General features: G+C 71.8%; 16 protein-coding genes. 8 read left to right on the plus strand and 8 right to left on the minus strand.

Annotation, left to right across the window (positions count from 1 at the left end; all coding sequences use genetic code 11):
* Positions 1-73: 73 nt before the first annotated feature.
* The 4 genes from glxA to IE145_RS12425 all read right to left on the minus strand — a co-directional run bounded on the left by glxA (position 74) and on the right by IE145_RS12425 (position 4,671).
* The gene (gene glxA, locus IE145_RS12410; RefSeq protein WP_189520986.1) at positions 74-2,029 is read right to left on the minus strand and encodes a radical copper oxidase GlxA; all 1,956 of its coding nucleotides are present in this window, start codon (positions 2,027-2,029) and stop codon (positions 74-76) included.
* A 3-nt stretch (positions 2,030-2,032) separates the two neighbouring features.
* Positions 2,033-3,847: a glycosyltransferase family 2 protein gene (locus IE145_RS12415; RefSeq protein ID WP_189520987.1), complete on the minus strand. Its 1,815-nt coding sequence runs from the start codon at positions 3,845-3,847 to the stop codon at positions 2,033-2,035.
* A 180-nt stretch (positions 3,848-4,027) separates the two neighbouring features.
* Positions 4,028-4,324: an MTH1187 family thiamine-binding protein gene (locus tag IE145_RS12420; RefSeq protein WP_010060125.1), complete on the minus strand. Its 297-nt coding sequence runs from the start codon at positions 4,322-4,324 to the stop codon at positions 4,028-4,030.
* The gene (locus tag IE145_RS12425; protein ID WP_030579910.1) at positions 4,321-4,671 is read right to left on the minus strand and encodes a DUF3817 domain-containing protein; all 351 of its coding nucleotides are present in this window, start codon (positions 4,669-4,671) and stop codon (positions 4,321-4,323) included. Before IE145_RS12425 ends, IE145_RS12420 begins: the two co-directional genes overlap by 4 nt.
* Positions 4,672-4,895: 224 nt before the next feature.
* Between IE145_RS12425 and IE145_RS12430 the strand changes: the two genes are divergently transcribed.
* From IE145_RS12430 to IE145_RS12445, 4 genes are all read left to right on the plus strand, one after another.
* Positions 4,896-5,528 (plus strand): AIM24 family protein, encoded by a 633-nt coding sequence (locus tag IE145_RS12430; protein ID WP_189521037.1) that lies wholly within the window; start codon positions 4,896-4,898, stop codon positions 5,526-5,528.
* On the plus strand, positions 5,528-6,178 hold the full coding sequence (locus tag IE145_RS12435) for an AIM24 family protein (RefSeq protein ID WP_189520988.1): 651 nt from the start codon (positions 5,528-5,530) through the stop codon (positions 6,176-6,178). Before IE145_RS12430 ends, IE145_RS12435 begins: the two co-directional genes overlap by 1 nt.
* Entirely contained in the window at positions 6,175-6,939 is a 765-nt protein-coding gene (locus tag IE145_RS12440) for an AIM24 family protein (protein ID WP_189520989.1), read from the plus strand. Before IE145_RS12435 ends, IE145_RS12440 begins: the two co-directional genes overlap by 4 nt.
* A 103-nt stretch (positions 6,940-7,042) precedes the next feature.
* Positions 7,043-7,519 (plus strand): MarR family winged helix-turn-helix transcriptional regulator, encoded by a 477-nt coding sequence (locus IE145_RS12445; protein WP_189520990.1) that lies wholly within the window; start codon positions 7,043-7,045, stop codon positions 7,517-7,519.
* 59 nt (positions 7,520-7,578) lie between these two features.
* On the opposite strand, the gene IE145_RS12450 is transcribed toward IE145_RS12445, so the two are convergent.
* Entirely contained in the window at positions 7,579-9,027 is a 1,449-nt protein-coding gene (locus IE145_RS12450) for a sensor histidine kinase (protein ID WP_189520991.1), read from the minus strand.
* Positions 9,024-9,686 (minus strand): response regulator transcription factor, encoded by a 663-nt coding sequence (locus IE145_RS12455; RefSeq protein WP_189520992.1) that lies wholly within the window; start codon positions 9,684-9,686, stop codon positions 9,024-9,026. The genes IE145_RS12450 and IE145_RS12455 overlap by 4 nt, the downstream gene beginning before the upstream one ends.
* A 124-nt stretch (positions 9,687-9,810) precedes the next feature.
* Here IE145_RS12455 and IE145_RS12460 point away from each other — a divergent pair, with 124 nt between their 5' ends.
* Complete coding sequence (locus IE145_RS12460) at positions 9,811-10,542, plus strand: PepSY domain-containing protein (RefSeq protein WP_189520993.1); 732 nt, start codon at positions 9,811-9,813, stop codon at positions 10,540-10,542.
* A 112-nt stretch (positions 10,543-10,654) separates the two neighbouring features.
* On the opposite strand, the gene meaB is transcribed toward IE145_RS12460, so the two are convergent.
* Together meaB and IE145_RS12470 are read right to left on the minus strand one after the other, a co-directional pair.
* Entirely contained in the window at positions 10,655-11,623 is a 969-nt protein-coding gene (meaB, locus tag IE145_RS12465; protein WP_176734613.1) for a methylmalonyl Co-A mutase-associated GTPase MeaB, read from the minus strand.
* Positions 11,624-11,659: 36 nt separating this feature from the next.
* On the minus strand, positions 11,660-12,835 hold the full coding sequence (locus IE145_RS12470; RefSeq protein ID WP_189521038.1) for an acetyl-CoA C-acetyltransferase: 1,176 nt from the start codon (positions 12,833-12,835) through the stop codon (positions 11,660-11,662).
* 175 nt (positions 12,836-13,010) lie between these two features.
* Between IE145_RS12470 and mce the strand changes: the two genes are divergently transcribed.
* From mce to IE145_RS12485, 3 genes are all read left to right on the plus strand, one after another.
* Positions 13,011-13,439: a methylmalonyl-CoA epimerase gene (gene mce / locus IE145_RS12475; RefSeq protein ID WP_189520994.1), complete on the plus strand. Its 429-nt coding sequence runs from the start codon at positions 13,011-13,013 to the stop codon at positions 13,437-13,439.
* A gap of 199 nt (positions 13,440-13,638) precedes the next feature.
* Positions 13,639-17,532 (plus strand): polarized growth protein Scy, encoded by a 3,894-nt coding sequence (gene scy, locus IE145_RS12480; RefSeq protein WP_189520995.1) that lies wholly within the window; start codon positions 13,639-13,641, stop codon positions 17,530-17,532.
* A 183-nt stretch (positions 17,533-17,715) separates the two neighbouring features.
* Positions 17,716-18,654, plus strand: coding sequence for a coiled-coil domain-containing protein (locus IE145_RS12485; protein WP_069737005.1), 939 nt, complete (start codon positions 17,716-17,718; stop codon positions 18,652-18,654).
* Positions 18,655-18,656: the final 2 nt, after the last annotated feature.

Here is an 18,656-nt window from a genome sequence, read left to right on the forward strand (position 1 = left end):
GGCTCCCAGCGCCGGGAGGAGCGGCCCCGGGCGTGCGGCCGCGGCCGCGGGGGCTCCTCCCGGCTGCGCCTCGTCAGCCGACCTTGACCCATTTCGCTTCGGAGGGGACGCCGTCGGTGTCCGTGACGAAGAGCATGTACCAGCCGGGCGGCACGAGGGTGGGGTCGTCCGGCACGGTGACACTCAGCTTGCCGTCGGCCTTCTTCAGCCCCAGCTCGATGGAGCGCTGCTCCACGTCGGTGGTGTGGGTGACGGCGCTCGGGCGCATCAGCCGGGCGGTGGCGATCCGGTCCGCGTCGGCGCTCTCGTACGTCACCGTCGCGCCGCGCTCGGCGTTCTCGGGGCCGTTCCCGATCACCGGGCGGTTGTCCTTGCCGCGGTGCAGGGCGGGCGGGGTGTAGACCTCCATGCGCTGCTCGAACTTGCCGAGCTTGGTGTTGTCCTTGTCGTCGTAGAGCGAGTCGGAGCCGAAGGTGGCGACCCGTCCGTCGGGCAGCAGCAGCGCCTCGGAGTGGTAGTTGCGGCCCACGGTCGGCTCGGCGGCTTCCTTGAAGGTGTTGGTCTTCGGGTCGTACGTCTGTGCCTTGAGGATGTTGCTGGCGCTGCGCCCCCGGTAGTCCTCGGATCCGCCCGTGGTGAAGACGGTGTCGTCGGGCATGATCACGCTGTTCAGATAGCGGGTGCCCTGCGGCAGGTCGGGGCCCGGCTTGAAGGCCGGGCTGGCCTCCTTGAGGTCGATGACGGCCGTGCGGGCCGTGGACTTCTTGGACTCGCCGACCCCGCCGCCGCCCAGCACCATCACCTTCTGGTCCTGCACGGGCGGCAGCATCAGCGAGGCCGCCGTCTCCAGCTGGTCGACGTCGGTGAGGCCGGGGACCTTGGTGAAGGTGTTCTTCTTGATGTCCCAGATCCCGGGCTCGCGCCCCTTGTCCGCCGGGCCGTATCCGGCGTTGGCGCCCGGATAGAAGAGCTTGCCGCCCTTCGTGAGGAAGAGCGCCGGATACGTCGGGAAGTACTGGAAGGGGCCTTCGGACCACTTCTTGGTCTTCGGGTCGTAGATCTCGTTGTCACCCGGGAGGATCGCGCCGACGTCGTCGAGGCCGGAGACGGAGAGCACCCGGCCGTCCTCCAGGCCGACGAGCGTCGGGTACCAGCGGGCCTCCTTCATGGGGTCGACCTTGATGTACTTCTCCGCCGTCGGATCGAACTCGTAGGCGGCCCGGATCCCCTGGAAGTCCTGCTTGTCCATGGTGATCTTCTCGGCGAGGCCGTAGGAGTTGTCGGCCTCCTTGCCCTTCAGCCCGACGATCTCGTACTGGGCGGCCTCCGTCGTCACCGCCTCCGGCCCCTCGTCCACCGCCTCCACGAAGACCCGCTGCTCGGCGGCGGTCACCTTGGTCTTCCACGGCTTCATCTGGCCGTTCTCGAAGTAGTCGACCTCGAACTCGCGCTTCGCCTTGGGCACGGTCACGTCGAACGCGGCCCGGTACTCGACGCCCGACGGCGAGCGGAAGACCGTGCCCTTCTTGATCTTCAGCGGCTTGTCCGGGTTCTCGTTCTTGACCCGCATCCCGCCGCCGGCCCGCTTGACCTTGTCGTCGAGCACCTCGTAGCGGGCGGTGCCGCCCGCGACCAGGAGGCGGCCGTCGGGGAGCTGGGCGTGGCCGCCGCAGAAGAAGTCCTCGGGGGTGGGGATCTTCTGGAAGGTGTTCTCGGCCGGATCCCACAGCACGGTGTCGAAGGTGCCCTCGTCGAAGTGGGCCTCGTCGTTGCCGGATCCCGCGACGATCAGCACCTTGCCGGTGTGCAGGAGCGCCGCGTGGATCGCGTTGGTGCGGTACTCCTTCGGGATGTTCACCTGCTCCCAGGAGCCGTACTCCGCCTTGTACTCCGGCTGGTCGATCTTGTACGCGTGGTACCTGTCCTCGGCGAAGGAGAGCGCGGCGGGGGCGTTCAGCCCGGCGAGCAGCACCACCGCGCCGCCGCCCAGCAGTGTCTTCTTCATCCTCTTCGAGGGCCGGTAGGCCATGGCTCAGTTCCCTCCTGCGGTGGTGGTGGCGGTGCCGGCGCTCGCCGTGGTGGTCGGCGCCGGGGCGGGGGTCGTGGTCGTGGTGACGTACGCCGGTTCGGGGGGCGGGGGCGTCGGTACGGGCACGGCGCGGGCGGCCTCGGCACGCTTGTCCTGCCGGACGGTCCAGGCCCAGACGACGACCGGGGAGAGGGATATCGCGAGGCCCAGCGTCGCCCAGGTGCGCATCGCCACGTGGGTGTGGTCGAGGTGGACCGACGCGGCGAGCGAGGACAGCAGGACCGCCGCCCAGAAGAGGTGGATACGGAAGGTGAGCAGCCGGTCCGGGGAGGCCTGACCGCCCTTGGGCGTGACGACGAACCGGCCGTCGGTGCGCAGCACGGCCGAGCCGAGGGACTTCAGGTAGATCGGCGCGGAGAGCGCGGACATCGCCATGCCCGCCAGGCCGCCGGAGCCCTCGGGCTCGTGCGGCGAGACGTTGTGGCGGCGGTTCCAGAGGTACAGCCCGATCTGGAGGGCGGCGGCGTCGCTGTAGAGCATCAGCCAGATGGAGGCGGCGACCTGGGTGCCGGACGCGCCGAACCAGAGGAACAGGACACAGCTCAGAATGCCGAGCAGCCAGTTGACGGCGGTCATCGGGTAGTAGACGAGCATCAGCGTGTAGCTGAGGAGGCGGCCGGGGGGCACCCGGAAGAGCGCCTTGCCGTACTGCTTGAACAGCGTCTCGTACGTCCCCCTCGACCAGCGCAGCTGCTGGGTGAAGAAGTCCGTCCAGGAGGCGGGCCCCTCGCCCACGGCGAGCACGTCGGGGGTGTAGACGGAACGCCAGTAGCGCCCGGTGCGCGGGTTGCGGCGGCGGTGGATCTCGAAGCCGGTGGCCATGTCCTCGGTGATCGAGTCGTACAGGCCGCCGACCTGCCGCAGCGCGGCGATGCGCACGACGTTGTTGGTGCCGACGAACATCGGGGCGCCGTAGCGGTTGCCCGCGCGCTGGATCAGGGCGTGGAAGAGGAACTGCTGGGACTCGGCGGCCTTGGTGACGGCCGAGTCGTAGTTCCCGTAGACCTGCGGCCCGACGACGAAGGCGACGTCCGGGTCGCGGAAGTAGCCCATCATCCGCTCCAGGAAGTTGGGCATGGGCACGTGGTCGGTGTCGACGGAGGCGAAGAAGTCGTAGTCGCCGCCGTGCAGGGCGATCCAGGCGTTGTAGTTGCCGTGCTTGGTCTTCGCCTTGTGGGCACCCTTGTCGCGATTCCACTCGGGGACACCGCGCCGGGTGAAGTGGTGGACGCCGAGCTCCGCGCAGAGCATCCGGGCGCCGGGGTCGTCGCCCTCGTCGAGCAGCCAGACGTCCAGCGGACCGGGGTGTTCGAGCTGTACGGCGCCCTTGAGGGTGGCGCGGACCATGGAGAGCGGTTCCTTGCCGGGGACGTACGTGGTCAGGAAGGCGACCCGGGTGCCGGGCTCGGGCGTCACCGGGACCGGGTCCCGCGCGACGAGGGTGGCGTGCGCGATGGAGACCACGTTGACCAGCATGAACAGCTCGATCAGGGCGATCGACACCAGCATCACGGTGTCGGCGGCGACCAGCCAGCGTTCCCCGTTCTCCCGGTCGGTCCAGTGCGTGGGCCAGACCAGGTAGAGCAGGAGGACGCCGGTGAGCACGGGGGCGAGCGTCATCAGCAGGACGGCTCTTATTCGGTGCTTCTCCGTCGAGAGCAGGCTCTTGTACCGCACCCGGTACCCCGTCGGTTCCGGCTCCGTGAGCGGACCCGCGAGCCGGCTGTAGGTGTCGTAGTCGTAGCCCTCCGACCGCACCGTGCCTCCCACTGTCGAACGGGTTGATATCCCCACAGAAGGGGACGGCTAACGGTGTGTCGACCTGACAGGTCCGAGTGAGGGGTTTTTGGTCCGGGACCGGAAAAGCCCCCGGCCGTGTGGCGCCGGGGGCTTTTCGGGTGAACGCGCGACGGGGCGCGCGGACGGTGCGTCAGAGGGTCAGGAGCCGCCGAGGTACCGCTCCACGGTCTCCACCTTCGAGGTCAGACCGTCGGTGACACCGGGCCGGATGTCGGCCTTCAGTACCAGGGAGACGCGGCCGGCGCGGGCCTCGACGGCGGCCACGGCGCGCTTGACGACGTCCATGACCTCGTCCCACTCGCCCTCGATGGAGGTGAACATCGCGTCGGTGCGGTTGGGGAGTCCGGATTCCCGCACGACCCGTACGGCGTCGGCGACGTACTCGCCGACGTCCTCGCCGACGCCGAGCGGCGAGACCGAGAACGCAACGATCATGCGCTGACCGTGCCCTCGCGGCGGGCGCGGGCGGCGATGACGCCGTCGGCCTCGTACTTCTTGAGGAGCTTGTCGCCGTAGAGGCCGCCGAAGGGGATGACGGCGAGGAGGAAGAAGAGCGCGACCCGCTTGAGCGGCCACTTGGCCTTGACCCAGACGTCCAGCAGGAACACGACGTAGATCGTGAAGAGGACGCCGTGGATCATGCCGAGGGGCGGCATGAGGAAGTCGATGTCCGAAACGCGCATGAGCAGCGAGCCGAAAATGAGGAGCGCCGGGAAGGAGAGCGCCTCGGGAAGCGAGATGAGGCGCAGCCGGTGCAGGGCGGAAGCGGTCTTGATGTCCACGGGGGCACCTTCGGTGGGAGGGGGCGTGCGGGCTTGTGAACGCGGGCACAAGCCGCCCCCATTGTGGCATCGCGCGGGTCCGCCTCCGGAGCCGGGGGCGGCCGCGGGGCACGGCCGCGCGTATCACCGCATATCAGGGCCGGTCCGGGTACGCATCAGGGGCGTAACGGTTCCGTACGGCCTGGTACGGGGACGCGGCGGCGGGCTACCTTCAGCACGTGGCGATGTTCCGACTCCAAGGCAGCAAGACGCTCGCCGTCGATCTGGCCGGCGATTCCGTCAAGGCGAAGAACGGATCGATGGTCGCGTACGACGGCCGGATGACCTTCAAGAAGATGACCGGCGGCGGTGAGGGGCTGCGCGGCATGGTGACGCGCCGGCTGACCGGCGAGCAGATGACCGTGATGGAGGTGTCCGGGCAGGGCACCTGCTACTTCGCCGACCGGGCCGGCGAGATCAACCTGGTCTCCCTGCACGGCGACAAGCTGTACGTGGAGGCGAGCAATCTGCTGGCCACCGACGCCGGGCTGCGCACGGGCACCACGTTCACCGGGGTGCGGGGCGGGGCGAGCGGCAACGGGCTGTTCACCACCACGGTGGAGGGCACCGGACAGGCGGCGATCATGTCGGACGGGGCGGCGGTGCTGCTGAGGGTCTCGCCGCAGTACCCGCTGATGGTCGACCCGGGCGCGTACATCGCCCATCAGGGCCGGCTCCAGCAGAGCTTCCAGTCGGGCGTGAACTTCCGGACGCTGATGGGCGAGGGCTCCGGCGAGGCGTTCCAGATCCGCTTCGAGGGCGACGGACTCGTCTACGTCCAGCCCAGCGAGCGCAACACCGTCGGGGGCGATGTCTGATGCCGTTCCGCGAGATCAACTCCAAGATGGTCGAGGCCACGCTCGCCCCGGGCCAGAAGCTCTTCAGCCAGCGCGGCGCGATGCTGGCGTACCGGGGCGAGGTATCCTTCACCCCGAACATCCAGGGCGGCCAGGGCGGCGTCGCGTCGATGATCGGCCGCCGGGTGGCGGGCGAGGCGACGCCGCTGATGGCGGTCGAGGGGTCGGGCACGGTGATGTTCGGCCACGGCGGCCACCACATCCAGGTGATCAACCTGTCCGGCGACACCCTGTACGTGGAGGCGGACCGCCTCCTCGCGTTCGACGGGACGCTCCAGCAGGGCACGATGTTCATGGGCTCGCAGGGCGGGGTGATGGGCATGGTGCGCGGCCAGGTGACCGGCCAGGGCCTGTTCACCACCACGCTCAAGGGCCACGGCGCGGTCGCGGTGATGGCGCACGGCGGGGTGATCGAGCTGCCGATCACCCCGGGCCGGGACGTCCATGTGGACCCGCAGGCCTATGTCGCCCACCACGGGGAGGTCCGCAACAAGCTGTCCACGGCGGTCGGCTGGCGGGACATGGTGGGGCGGGGCTCCGGCGAGGCGTTCCAGCTGGAGCTGAGCGGGAGCGGTGCGGTGTACGTCCAGGCATCGGAGGAGAAGCTGTGAGCACGCCCGTCGTCTTCGATCCGATGACGCTGCCGTCGGACGACAACGTCAACTCCTACACCTTCTGCGTGGAGCTCAAGGGGAGCCGGTGGTTCCTCCAGAAGGGCAAGATGATCGCCTACTACGGGCAGATCGACTTCGACGGGATCGGGCACGGCCGGTTCGAGCGGCTCGTGCGGTCCAGCTTCCATTCGCCGCTGCACGCGAGCGACTGGGTGGTGGCCGAGGGCAGCGGGAAGATGCTGCTGGCCGACCGGGCCTTCGATGTGAACTCCTTCGACCTGGAGGACGGGAACCTGACGATCCGGTCCGGGAACCTGCTGGCGTACGAGCCGTCGCTCGCGCTGAAGCAGTCGATCGTGCCGGGGTTCGTGACGCTGATCGGCACGGGGAAGTTCGTGGCCGCGTCCAACGGTCCGGTGGTCTTCATGGAGCCGCCGCTGCGGGTGGACCCGCAGGCGCTGGTGGGGTGGGCCGACTGCCCCTCCCCCTGCCACCACTACGACCACGGGTACATGACGGGCGTGATGGGCGGAATCCGGTCACTGACGGGGATCGGCGGGTCGTCGGGCGAGGAGCACCAGTTCGAGTTCGTCGGGGCGGGCACGGTGCTGCTCCAGTCGTCCGAGGCGCTGATGGCGGAGCAGGCGACGGGCTTCGTGCCGAACGAGCCGGGCGTCCCGGGCGGCGGGGGGCAACACGGCACCACCCCGCGCATGCCCGGCCAGCTGGGGGACCTCCAGCGTCGCTTCGGCTTGTGAGCGGTAGTCTGCGGAGTGTGACGTCGAACGCCTGCGCCGGTTGTCACACCCCTCAGACCCCCCGTTTTCGTCCGGCTTTCAACTTCTTAGGTAGAATCCATACATGGAGACCGAGACGGCCACCCGCTGGCTGAGCGACGCGGAGCAGTGCGCCTGGCGCACCCACCTGGACGTCAGCAGGCTGCTGACGCACCAGTTGGAGAAGGACCTCCAGCCGTTCGGCCTGACCATGAACGACTACGAAATCCTGGTCAACCTCTCCGAGTCGGACAACCAGCGGATGCGGATGAGCGACCTCGCCGCCGCCACCCTGCAGTCCAAGAGCCGGCTCTCGCACCAGATCACCCGCATGGAGACCGCCGGGCTCGTCCAACGTACGCACTGCGAATCGGACCGGCGCGGCCTGTTCGCGGTCCTCACCGAGCACGGCGGGGAGACCATGCGCAAGGTCGCCCCGCACCACGTCGAGTCGGTGCGGCAGCACTTCATCGACCTGCTGTCCCCCGAGGCGCTGAGCGATCTGCACGCGGCGCTGACCCCGATCGCGGAACACCTGCGCGGCAAGCGCGGCAAGCTGTAGGCGACCCCGGGGCCGCCGGGGCCTTCGCCCTCGCCACCCAGCCCTTCGCCCTCACCGCCTCAGGCCGGGCGCGGCAGCCACAGCCGGAAGGCCGCGCCGCCCTCGGCCGCCCGGTGCACCGTCAGCGTTCCGCCGTGGCGGGCGGCGACGTCCCGGGCGATGGCGAGGCCCAGGCCGGCGCCGCCGTCGTCCCGGCTGCGGGCGTCGTCGAGCCGGACGAACCGTTCGAAGATCCGCTCCCGCTCCTCCTCGGGTACGCCGGCCCCGTCGTCCCGGACCTCGACCCGCACCCCGCGCCCGTCGGCCGCCACCGACACCGCGACGCTGCCTTCGGCGTGCCGCTGGGCGTTGTCCAACAGATTGCCGATCACCCGGGACAGCTGCCCGCGCGACCCGTTCACCTCGAACGCGCCGCCCTCCGGGGCCTCCACCGCCACCGCGATCCGGTCCCCGGTCCGCTGCGAGACCTCCTCGCGGACCAGCGCGCCCAGCTCCACCGTCCCGCCGCCGGGCTTCTCCCCCGCGTCCAGCCGGGCCAGCAGCAGGAGATCCGCCGCCAGCACCTGAAGGCGTACGGTGTCGGCGACCGCGCCCGGGAGGTCCAGCAACTCCGGGTGGGCCTCGGCCACCTCCAGCTGGGTGCGGAGCGAGGCGATCGGGGAACGCAGCTCGTGCGAGGCGTCCGCGACGAACCGCCGCTGCCGCTCCACGGACGCCTCCAGGACGGTCAGCGTCTCGTTCGTCGTCCGGGCCAGGGCCGCGATCTCGTCCCGCGAACCGGGCTCCGGCACCCGGCGGGCCAGGTCCTCGGACGCGGTGATGGCCGCCATCTCGCGGCGGATGCCCTCGACGGGCCGCAGTGCCCGGCGGGTCACCAGCCAGGTCACCCCGGCGACGACCACGAGCAGCACCGGCAGCCCGGTCAGCATGGCCCCGCGCACCGTGTTGACGGCCTCCTGCTCGGCGGCGAGCGGGGCGCCCGCGTACACGGTGAGCGTGACGCCGTCGGGGGTGGTCGCCTCGACGGCGGCGAAGCGGTAGTCGGCGGTGGTGCGGTCGACGGTGGCGGTGCCGTCGGAGAAGTCCGGGTCGTCCAAGGAGACCTCGCCCCGGCCCGGACGGCTGCGGTCGTCGTCCTGATCGTCGTCGCCGTCGTCATCGTCGTCGGGTGACGGGGTGGCCCCGGCCGAGGCCGAAGGGGCGGGGGTGACGTCCCTCGCCCCGGTGCCGGTGACCGCCCGCAGGTCCGTGGAGGCGAGGACGACCCGGTCCTCCTCGTCGATCACCTGGACCGGGTGGTCCTCGTCGTCGTCCAGCTCCACGTCCGCGTACGGCGTGCCCGTGGCCAGCGCCCCGGCCACCTCGCGGGCCGCCACCTCGGCCTGGAGGTCCGCCTGGCCGATCAGGTTGGCCCGCAGGACCAGGAGCACGGCGAGACCGGCCCCGATCAGGGCGACGGCGACGACCAGGGTGGCCCCGAGGGCGGCCCTGGCCCGGACGGACCTCACTTCGCCTCCAGCCGGTAGCCGGCGCCGCGTACGGTGCGGATGGCGGCGGCGCCCAACTTGCGGCGCAGGGTGGAGACGTAGACCTCGACGATGTTCGGGTCCCCGTCGTAGGCGAAGTCCCACACGTGCTCCAGGATCTCCGCCTTGCTGACCACCTGCCCGGCGCGCAGGGCGAGTTGCTCCAGCACGGCGAACTCCTTGGCGGTGAGGGTGATTTCGTCCTCACCCCGGTTCACCCGACGGGCGGCGGTGTCGATGCGCAGGGGGCCGACGGTCAGGACGGGCGCGGCGGTTCCGCCCCCGCGCCGGCGCAGCAGGGCACGGACTCGGGCGACGAGGACGACGTAGCTGAAGGGCTTGGTCAGATAGTCGTCGGCGCCGGTGTCCAGCCCCTCGGCCTCGTCGTACTCGCCGTCCTTGGCGGTCAGCATGAGGATGGGCACCTCGTGCCCGGCGGCGCGCAGGTTCGAGCAGACGCGGTAGCCGTTCATGCCGGGCAGCATGATGTCGAGGATCACCAGGTCGTAGCCGCCCTCGCTCGCCCGGTGCAGCCCCTCCAGGCCGTCGTGCACGACATCCACGGCGAAGCCCTCGGCGGTCAGTCCCCCGGCCAGGGACACCGCGAGACGCTTCTCGTCCTCCACGATCAACAGGCGCATGCGCACAGCCTCGCAAACTCCACCTGAAGAAGCCTTCAGGTGGCTTCAGGCTGCGTTCAGCATCGGATCGGCAGTGTGGGCCCCGTCAGCCAGCACAGCACAGCAGCCCTCGGGGAGGACCCTCATGAAGCGCAACGTCACCGTCGCAGCGATCACCGCGGCCGTTCTGATCGGCGGCACCACCGCCGCCGCCACCGTCGCCTTCGCGGACAGCGACGGGGACCGCGACCGCACGCCCGCCAGGTCCGCGAGCACCGTGAGCCTCGCCGACGACGACCGGGACGACCGGGACGACCGTACGGACGACGCTTCCGACGACCGGGGCCCGGCCGCCGCGAAGAGCGCCGGGGTCTCCCTCGACCAGGCCGTCGCCGCCGCGCTGAAGAGCGTCCCGGGCACGGTCACCGAGGCCGAGCTGGACGATGACGACGACGACCACGACGGCCGGGCCGTCTGGGAGCTGGACGTCCGGGGCTCCGACAAGAAGTGGCACGACGTCACGGTGGACGCCACGAACGGCAAGGTCCTGGGGAGCCGCGACGACGACAACGACGACCGCGACCGCCACGCGCCCCGCTCCTCGGCCGTCACCCTGGACCAGGCGGCGGCAGCGGCCCTGAAGACCGCGCCGGGCGCCGTCACGTCGATCGACCTGGACGACGATGACGACGACAACGGCCGCCGGGGCGAGGTCCTGCGCTGGGACGTCGACATCGCGGGCAAGGACGGCAAGCAGCACGAACTCCACGTGGACGCCCGGAGCGGCAAGGTCACCGTGGACCGCGACGACGACCGCTCGGACGACCGCGACGACGACCGCGACGACCGCGACGACCGGGACGGCGACGACGACTGACGGGAGCCCGCCCCCGGCCCCCAGCACCCGGCCCCCGCACACGGGAAGGCCACCTGAACGCACGAGAAGGCCCCCTGAGCGGCACACATCCGCTCAGGGGGCCTTCAGGGGCTCAGGAGGCCTCCGTCAGCCCCGCCACCAGCTCGTCCGCCGCCGCGTACGGGTCCAGGCTCCCCGCCACGATGCGCTCGGCCAGGGCGTGCAGGCGGCGGTCGCCGCGGAGGTCGGCGATCCTCTCGCGGAGCGCGGTGACCGCGATCGACTCGACCTCGTGGGCGGCGCGGGCCGTACGGCGTTCGGCCAGGACGCCGTGCTCCTCCATCCAGGCGCGGTGCTTCTCCAGGGCCTCGACGACCTCGTCGGTGCCCTGGCCCCGGGCCGCGACCGTCTTCACGATCGGGGGGCGCCAGTCGCCGGGGCCCCGGGACTCCCCCAGGCCCAGCATGTGGTTCAGCTCGCGGGCGGTGGCGTCGGCGCCGTCGCGGTCGGCCTTGTTGACCACGTACACATCGCCGATCTCCAGGATTCCGGCCTTCGCCGCCTGGATGCCGTCGCCCATGCCCGGGGCGAGCAGCACGACGGAGGTGTCGGCCTGGGACGCGATCTCCACCTCGGACTGGCCGACGCCGACCGTCTCGACGAGGACCACGTCGCAGCCCGCCGCGTCCAGGACGCGGATGGCCTGCGGGGCCGCCCAGGCGAGACCGCCGAGATGGCCCCGGGTCGCCATGGAGCGGATGTAGACCCCGGGGTCGGACGCGTGGTCCGACATCCGGACCCGGTCGCCCAGCAGCGCCCCGCCGGAGAACGGCGAGGACGGGTCGACGGCGAGCACGCCGACCCGCTTGCCCGCCCGGCGGTAGGCGGAGACCAGGGCCGAGGTGGAGGTGGACTTGCCGACGCCCGGCGAGCCCGTCAGGCCGACGACGTACGCGTGGCCCGCCAGCGGGGCCAGCGCCGCCATCACCTCACGGAGCTGCGGGGACGCCCCCTCCACCAACGAGATCAGCCGGGCCACCGCACGCGGCCTGCCTGCTCGCGCCTGCTCGACCAGCGTGGGGACGTCCACGTCCACGTTCACCGCTCCGTTCTCGCCTTGCCTCGTGTCGTTACGGTGTTACTTGCCCGGGACGCGGATGATCAACGCGTCGCCCTGACCGCCGCCGCCGCACAGCGCCGCCGCGCCCGTGCCGCCGCCGCGCCGCTTCAGCTCCAGGGCCAGGTGCAGGACGACCCGGGCGCCGGACATCCCGATGGGGTGGCCCAGCGCGATCGCGCCGCCGTTGACGTTGACCTTGTCCGAGGTGACGCCCAGGTCCTTCATGGACTGGACCGCGACGGCGGCGAACGCCTCGTTGATCTCGATCAGGTCGAGGTCGTCGACGGTCAGGCCGTCCTTCTTCAGCGCGTGCTTGATGGCGTTGGAGGGCTGCGACTGGAGGGAGTTGTCGGGGCCCGCGACGTTTCCGTGGGCGCCGATCTCGGCGATCCAGTCGAGGCCCAGCTCCTCGGCCCTGGCCTTGCTCATCACGACGACCGCGGCGGCGCCGTCGGAGATCTGCGACGAGGTGCCGGCGGTGATCGTGCCGTCCTTGGCGAAGGCGGGGCGCAGCTTGCCGAGGGTCTCCACGGTCGTCTCGGCGCGGATGCCCTCGTCCTTCGAGAACAGGACCGGGTCGCCCTTGCGCTGCGGGATCTCGACCGGGGTGATCTCCGCCTCGAAGAGGCCATTCTTCTGGGCGGCGGCGGCCCGCTGGTGGGACTGTGCGCCGATCTCGTCCTGGGCGGCGCGGTCCAGGCCGAGGCGGCCGTTGTGCTTCTCGGTGGACTCGCCCATGGGGATGTTCTCGTAGGCGTCGGTGAGACCGTCGTACGCCATGGAGTCCAGCATCTCGATCGCGCCGTACTTGTAGCCCTCGCGGGACTTGGGGAGCAGGTGCGGGGCGTTGGTCATGGACTCCTGGCCGCCCGCGACCACGACGTCGAACTCCCCGGCGCGGATGAGCTGGTCGGCCAGCGCGATGGCGTCGAGCCCGGACAGGCACACCTTGTTGACGGTGAGCGCGGGGACGTTCATCGGGATGCCGGCCTTGATCGCGGCCTGCCGGGCGGGAATCTGGCCCGCGCCGGCCTGGAGCACCTGGCCCATGATCACGTACTGGACCTGGTCGCCGCCGATGCCGGCCCGGTCCAGGGCGGCCTTGATCGCGACGCCGCCGAGGTCGGCCGCGGAGAAGCTCTTCAGGGAGCCGAGGAGACGGCCCATGGGCGTCCGGGCGCCCGCGACGATCACTGAGGTGGTGGTACCGGTCGTTGCTGGCATGGGCTCGGCCCCTTGGGATCGGATGTGAACGAGGGTTTACCTGAATGTACTGAGCGCTCCCGCGCCCGTCATCCGGCTACCGGTGTGACGGCGCGCACGTTGCGTAACCATGGCGGGAGCGCCGCGGCGGCTCCATGCTGAATCCATGCTGACGCGAATCGATCACATCGGGATCGCCTGTTTCGACCTGGACAAGACGGTGGACTTCTACCGTGCCACGTACGGGTTCGAGGTGTTCCACTCGGAGGTCAACGAGGAGCAGGGGGTCCGCGAGGCCATGCTCAAGATCAACGAGACCTCGGACGGCGGCGCCTCCTACCTCCAGCTGCTGGAGCCCACCCGCGAGGACTCCGCCGTGGGCAAGTGGCTGGCGAAGAACGGGGAGGGCGTGCACCACATCGCCTTCGGTACGGAGGATGTGGACGGGGACGCCGCGGAGATCCGCGAGAAGGGCGTCCGGGTGCTGTACGACGAGCCCAGGACGGGGTCCATGGGGTCCCGGATCACGTTCCTGCACCCCAAGGACTGCCACGGCGTCCTCACCGAACTGGTCACGAGCCGGGCGGACCACTGACCGCCGTCTACCGGGCCCGGTAGAGTGGGCGGTTCCGGGCCGGGGCCGGGTCGGGGCCGTACCGCGTCCTCGTCGTTTGTCTGTCACCATTCCCCGGGGGACCGCTCGTCGGCGAGCCCCCGTGTGCAGAGTTACGACCAGGGTTGGGGTCTCCCCTGCTCGCAGAAGTTGAGAGCTCGGGGAAGGATGGGACCGCGCAGTGCGGGGCTACGAACGCCAGGAGAGCCACCGAGCTGAAGACGACCATCTCTCGCGGTTCGAAGCCGAGATGGACCGGCTGAAGACCGACCGGGAGAAGGCCGTCCAGCACGCCGAGGACCTCGGTTACCAGGTCGAGGTCTTGCGTGCCAAGCTGCACGAGGCCCGGCGCAATCTCGCGACCCGTCCCGCCTACGACAGCGCGGACATCGGCTACCAGGCCGAGCAGATGCTGCGGAACGCGCAGGCCCAGGCCGAGCAGATGCGCGGCGACGCCGAGCGCGAACTGCGCGAGGCCCGCGCCCAGACCCAGCGGATCCTCCAGGAGCACGCCGAGCACCAGGCGCGCCTCCAGGCCGAGTTGCACACCGAGGCCGTCCAGCGCCGGCAGCGGCTCGACCAGGAGCTGGCGGAGCGCCGTCAGACCGTCGAGTCGCACGTCAACGAGAACGTCGCCTGGGCCGAACAGCTGCGCGCCCGCACCGAGTCGCAGGCCCGCCGGCTGCTGGAGGAGTCCCGCGCCGAGGCCGAACAGGCGCTGGCCGCCGCCCGCGACGAGGCCGCCCGGCTGGCGGAGGAGACCCGGCGGCGGACCGGCTCGGAGGCCGAGGCCGCCCGGGCCGAAGCGGAAGCGATCCTGCTGCGCGCCCGCAAGGACGCCGAGCGGCTGCTCGGGGCCGCCTCCGCCCAGGCGCAGGAGGCCACCAGCCACGCGGAACAGCTGCGCTCCACCACCACCGCGGAGACCGACCAGGCCCGCCAGCAGACCGCCGAGCTGAACCGCACCGCCGAGCAGCGTCTGGCGGAGGCGGAGACCCGGCTGCGCGAATCCCGCCTGGAGGCCGAGAAGGTCCTCGCCGAGGCGAAGGAGGCCGCCGCCAAGCAGCTGGCCGCCGCCGAGTCGCAGAACGAACAGCGCACCCGTACGGCCAAGTCGGAGATCGCCCGGCTGGTCGGCGAGGCCACCAAGAGCGCCGAGACCCTCAAGGAAGAGGCCGAGCAGGCCCTCGCCGACGCCCGTGCCGAGGCGGAGCGGTTGGTGGCGGAAGCGGCCGAGAAGGCCAACACGGCCGCCGCCGAGGACGCCGCCGCCCAGCTCGCCAAGGCCGCCCGCAGCGCCGAGGAGGTGCTCACCAAGGCCTCCGAGGACGCGCGGTCGACGACGCGGGCGGCGAGCGAGGAGGCCGAGCGGATCCGCCGTGAGGCCGAGGCCGAGGCGGACCGGCTGCGCGGCGAGGCGGCCGAACAGGCCGACGAGCTGAAGGGCGCGGCCAAGGACGACACCAAGGAGTACCGGGCCAAGACGGTCGAGCTCCAGGAGGAGGCCCGCCGGCTGCGCGGCGAGGCCGAGCAGCTGCGCTCCGAGGCGGTCGCCGAGGGCGAGCGGATCCGGGGCGAGGCCCGCCGCGAGGCGGTCCAGCAGCTGGAGGAGGGCGCCCGCACCGCCGAGGAGCTGCTGACCAAGGCCCGTTCCGACGCCGACGAGGTGCGCGCCAAGGCGAACGGCGAGAGCGAGCGCATCCGCACCGAGGCCGCCGAGCGGGCCGCGGCCCTGCGCAAGCAGGCCGAGGAGACGCTGGAGCGCACCCGGACCGAGGCCGACGCGCTGCGGGCCGAGGCCGAGGAGCAGGCGGCGGCCGTCACGGCGGCCGCGGAGGCGGCGGCGGCCGAGCTGCGCGAGGAGACCGAGCGCGGCGTCGCCGCCCGGCAGGCCGAGGCCGACGAAGAGCTGACCCGGCTGCACACCGAGGCCGAGTCGAAGCTCGCCGCCGCCGAGGAGGCGCTGGGCGAGGCGCGGACGGAAGCCGAGCGGATCCGCCGCGAGACGAACGAGGAGTCCGAGCGGCTGCGCGCGGAGGCCGCCGAGCGGCTGCGGGCGCTCACCGAGCAGGCCGAGACGGAGGCCGAGCGGCTGCGCGACGAGGCCGCCGCGGACGCCGCCCAGTCCCGGGCCGAGGGCGAGAACGTCGCCGTACGGCTGCGGAGCGAGGCGGCCGCCGAGGCGGAGCGGCTCAAGTCCGAGGCGCAGGAGAGCGCCGACCGGGTGCGCGCGGAGGCCGCGGCCGCCGCCGAACGGGTCGGTGCCGAGGCCGCCGAGGCGCTGGCCGCCGCCCAGGAGGAGGCGACCCGCCGCCGCCGGGAGGCCGAGGAGACCCTCGGCGCCGCCCGGTCCGAGGCCGAGCAGGAGCGGGAGCGGGCCCGCGAGCAGAGCGAGGAGCTGCTCGCCTCCGCCCGCAAGCGGGTCGAGGAGGCGGAGGCCGAGGCGCGCCGGCTGGTCGAGGAGGCGGACACCCGGGCGACCGAGCTGGTCGCGGCCGCCGAGCAGACCGCTCAGCAGGTACGGGACTCCGTCCAGGGCATGCACGAGCAGGCCGAGGAGGAGATCACCGGGCTTCGGTCGGCCGCGGAGCACGCCGCGGAGCGCACCCGTACCGAGGCGCAGGAGGAGGCGGACCGGGTCCGCGCCGACGCGCACGCGGAGCGGGAGCGGGCCTCGGAGGACGCGGTACGGCTGCGCCGGGAGGCCAACGAGGAGTCGGACCGGCTCCGGCAGGAGGCGCACGAGGAGACCGAGGCCGCGAAGGCGCTGGCCGAGCGGACGGTCTCCGAGGCGATCACCGAGTCGGAGCGGCTGCGCGCGGACGCCTCCGAGTACAGCCAGCGGATGCGCACCGAGGGGTCCGACGCGCTGGCGTCGGCCGAGCAGGACGCCTCGCGCGCCCGTGCCGAGGCCCGGCAGGACGCCAACCGGATCCGTTCCGAGGCCGCGGCGCAGGCGGACCGGCTGATCGGCGAGGCGACCACCGAGAGCGAACGCATCCGCAACGAGGCCGCCCAGTCCTCCGAGCAGCTCGTCGTCGAGGCCACCACGGAGGCCAACCGCCGCCGCAGCGAGTCCACCGAGAAGGCGGACCGGATGCTGGCCGAGGCGACCGCCGAGGCGGAGCGGCTGCGCAGCGAGGCGGCCGAGCGGCTGGGCTCCGCGCAGGAGCACGCGGCCCGCGCCCACGAGGAGGCCGAACGGCTGCGCGCCGACGCGGAGTCGGCCGCGGAGGAGTTGCGCTCGTCGGCCCGCCAGGAGGCGGACCGGGTGCTGGACGAGGCGCGCGAGGCCGCGGCCAAGCGCCGGGCGGACGCGGCCGAGCAGGCGGACCAGCTCATCAACAAGGCGCGGGAGGAGGCGCTGCGTACGGCCACCGAGGCCGAGACGCAGTCCGACACGATGGTCGGCGCGGCCCGCAAGGAGGCCCAGCGGATCACCTCGGAGGCGACCGTCGAGGGCAACACCCTGGTGGAGCGCGCCCGTGCCGACGCGGACGAGCTGCTGGTCGGAGCCCGGCGTGACGCGACGCAGATCCGGGAGCGGGCCGAGGAGCTGCGGGCCCGGCTGGAGAGCGAGATCGAGGAGCTGCACGAGCGGGCCCGCCGGGAGACGTCCGAGCAGATGAAGACCGCGGGGGAACGGGTCGACCATCTGATGAAGGCGGCGACCGAGCAGCGCGACGAGGCCGAGGCGAAGGCCAAGGAGCTGATGGCGGAGGCCAATTCGGAGGCGAGCAAGGTCCGTATCGCCGCGGTGAAGCGGGCCGAGTCGCTGCTGAAGGAGGCCGAGACCAAGAAGGCCGAGCTGATCCGCGAGGCGGAGAAGCTGCGGGCCGAGGCGAAGGCCGAGTCCGAGGCCATGGTCGACGAGGGCAAGCGCGAGCTGGACGTCCTGGTGCGCAGGCGCGAGGACATCAATGCGGAGATCTCCCGTGTCCAGGACGTGCTGGAAGCGTTGGAAGGTTTCGAGACTCCGGGCGGGGGCGGGAAACCGGCCGGTGGTTCCGCGGGAGGCGCCAAGGCTCCGGCGGCGGCGGGTACACGGTCGGGGGGCAAGTCGTCCGAGCGGTGACCGTCCACGGTGCGCCGCGCTTCGTCATGGACATTCAAGCCTTCGAGTGGCAAGCACTCCGGGGGTCAGCCACTCAAAAGGGGTGTCATTCTCCAGATCAAACCGGCATCTTCACGCTGACACGCCGCAATGGCCCCTAGGATTCCCTCTATCACCTCACCGGTCTCATTCGACAGGAACCCCATGAGTGACCCTTCCTCCCCCTTCGGCTTCGAGCACGTGCGCCGTGGCTACGACCGCGGTCAGGTGGACGACCGCATCGCCAAGCTCATCGCGGACCGTGACAGTGCCCTGGCCCGAATCACCTCTCTGGAAAAGCGCATCGAGGAACTGCACCTCGAAACGCAGAACGCCCAGGCCCAGGTAAACGAGGCCGAGCCCTCGTACGCCGGTCTCGGCGCCCGTGTCGAGAAGATTCTCCGCCTCGCCGAGGAGGAGGCCAAGGACCTGCGCGAGGAGGCCCGTCGCGCGGCCGAGCAGCACCGCGAGCTCGCCGAGTCGGCCGCCCAGCAGGTGCGCAACGACGCCGAGACGTTCGCCGCCGAGCGCAAGGCGAAGGCCGAGGACGAGGGCGTCCGCATCGTCGAGAAGGCCCAGGGCGAGGCGAACACCCTGCGCGCCGACGCCCAGAAGGACGCCCAGCAGAAGCGTGAGGAGGCCGACGCCCTCTTCGAGGAGACCCGCGCCAAGGCCGCCCAGGCCGCGGCCGACTTCGAGACCAACCTGGCCAAGCGCCGCGAGCAGTCGGAGCGCGACCTCGCGTCCCGTCAGGCCAAGGCCGAGAAGCGTCTCGCCGAGATCGAGCACCGCGCCGAGCAGCTCCGCCTGGAGGCCGAGAAGCTCCGCACGGACGCCGAGCGCCGGGCCCGCCAGACGGTGGAGACCGCCCAGCGTCAGGCCGAGGACATCGTCGCCGACGCCAACGCCAAGGCCGACCGGATCCGCAGCGAATCGGAGCGCGAGCTGGCGGCGCTCACCAACCGCCGCGACTCGATCAACGCGCAGCTGACCAACGTCCGCGAGATGCTGGCGACGCTGACCGGCGCCGCCGTGGCCGCCGCCGGCACCCCCGTGGAGGACGAGCCCGCCACCCGCGGCGTCCCGGCCCAGCAGAGCCGCTGATC

It is taken from the genome of Streptomyces sindenensis, from assembly GCF_014649035.1.
In the GTDB taxonomy this organism is placed as follows: Bacteria; Actinomycetota; Actinomycetes; order Streptomycetales; family Streptomycetaceae; genus Streptomyces; species Streptomyces sindenensis.

Coding starts and splice junctions, on each gene's coding strand:
- glxA (WP_189520986.1), bottom strand. CDS start 2,029: ATGGCCTACCGGCCCTCGAAGAGGATGAAGAAGACACTGCTGGGCGGC.
- IE145_RS12420 (WP_010060125.1), bottom strand. CDS start 4,324: ATGATCGTTGCGTTCTCGGTCTCGCCGCTCGGCGTCGGCGAGGACGTC.
- IE145_RS12430 (WP_189521037.1), top strand. CDS start 4,896: ATGTTCCGACTCCAAGGCAGCAAGACGCTCGCCGTCGATCTGGCCGGC.
- IE145_RS12435 (WP_189520988.1), top strand. CDS start 5,528: ATGCCGTTCCGCGAGATCAACTCCAAGATGGTCGAGGCCACGCTCGCC.
- IE145_RS12445 (WP_189520990.1), top strand. CDS start 7,043: ATGGAGACCGAGACGGCCACCCGCTGGCTGAGCGACGCGGAGCAGTGC.
- IE145_RS12455 (WP_189520992.1), bottom strand. CDS start 9,686: ATGCGCCTGTTGATCGTGGAGGACGAGAAGCGTCTCGCGGTGTCCCTG.
- IE145_RS12460 (WP_189520993.1), top strand. CDS start 9,811: ATGAAGCGCAACGTCACCGTCGCAGCGATCACCGCGGCCGTTCTGATC.
- mce (WP_189520994.1), top strand. CDS start 13,011: ATGCTGACGCGAATCGATCACATCGGGATCGCCTGTTTCGACCTGGAC.
- IE145_RS12485 (WP_069737005.1), top strand. CDS start 17,716: ATGAGTGACCCTTCCTCCCCCTTCGGCTTCGAGCACGTGCGCCGTGGC.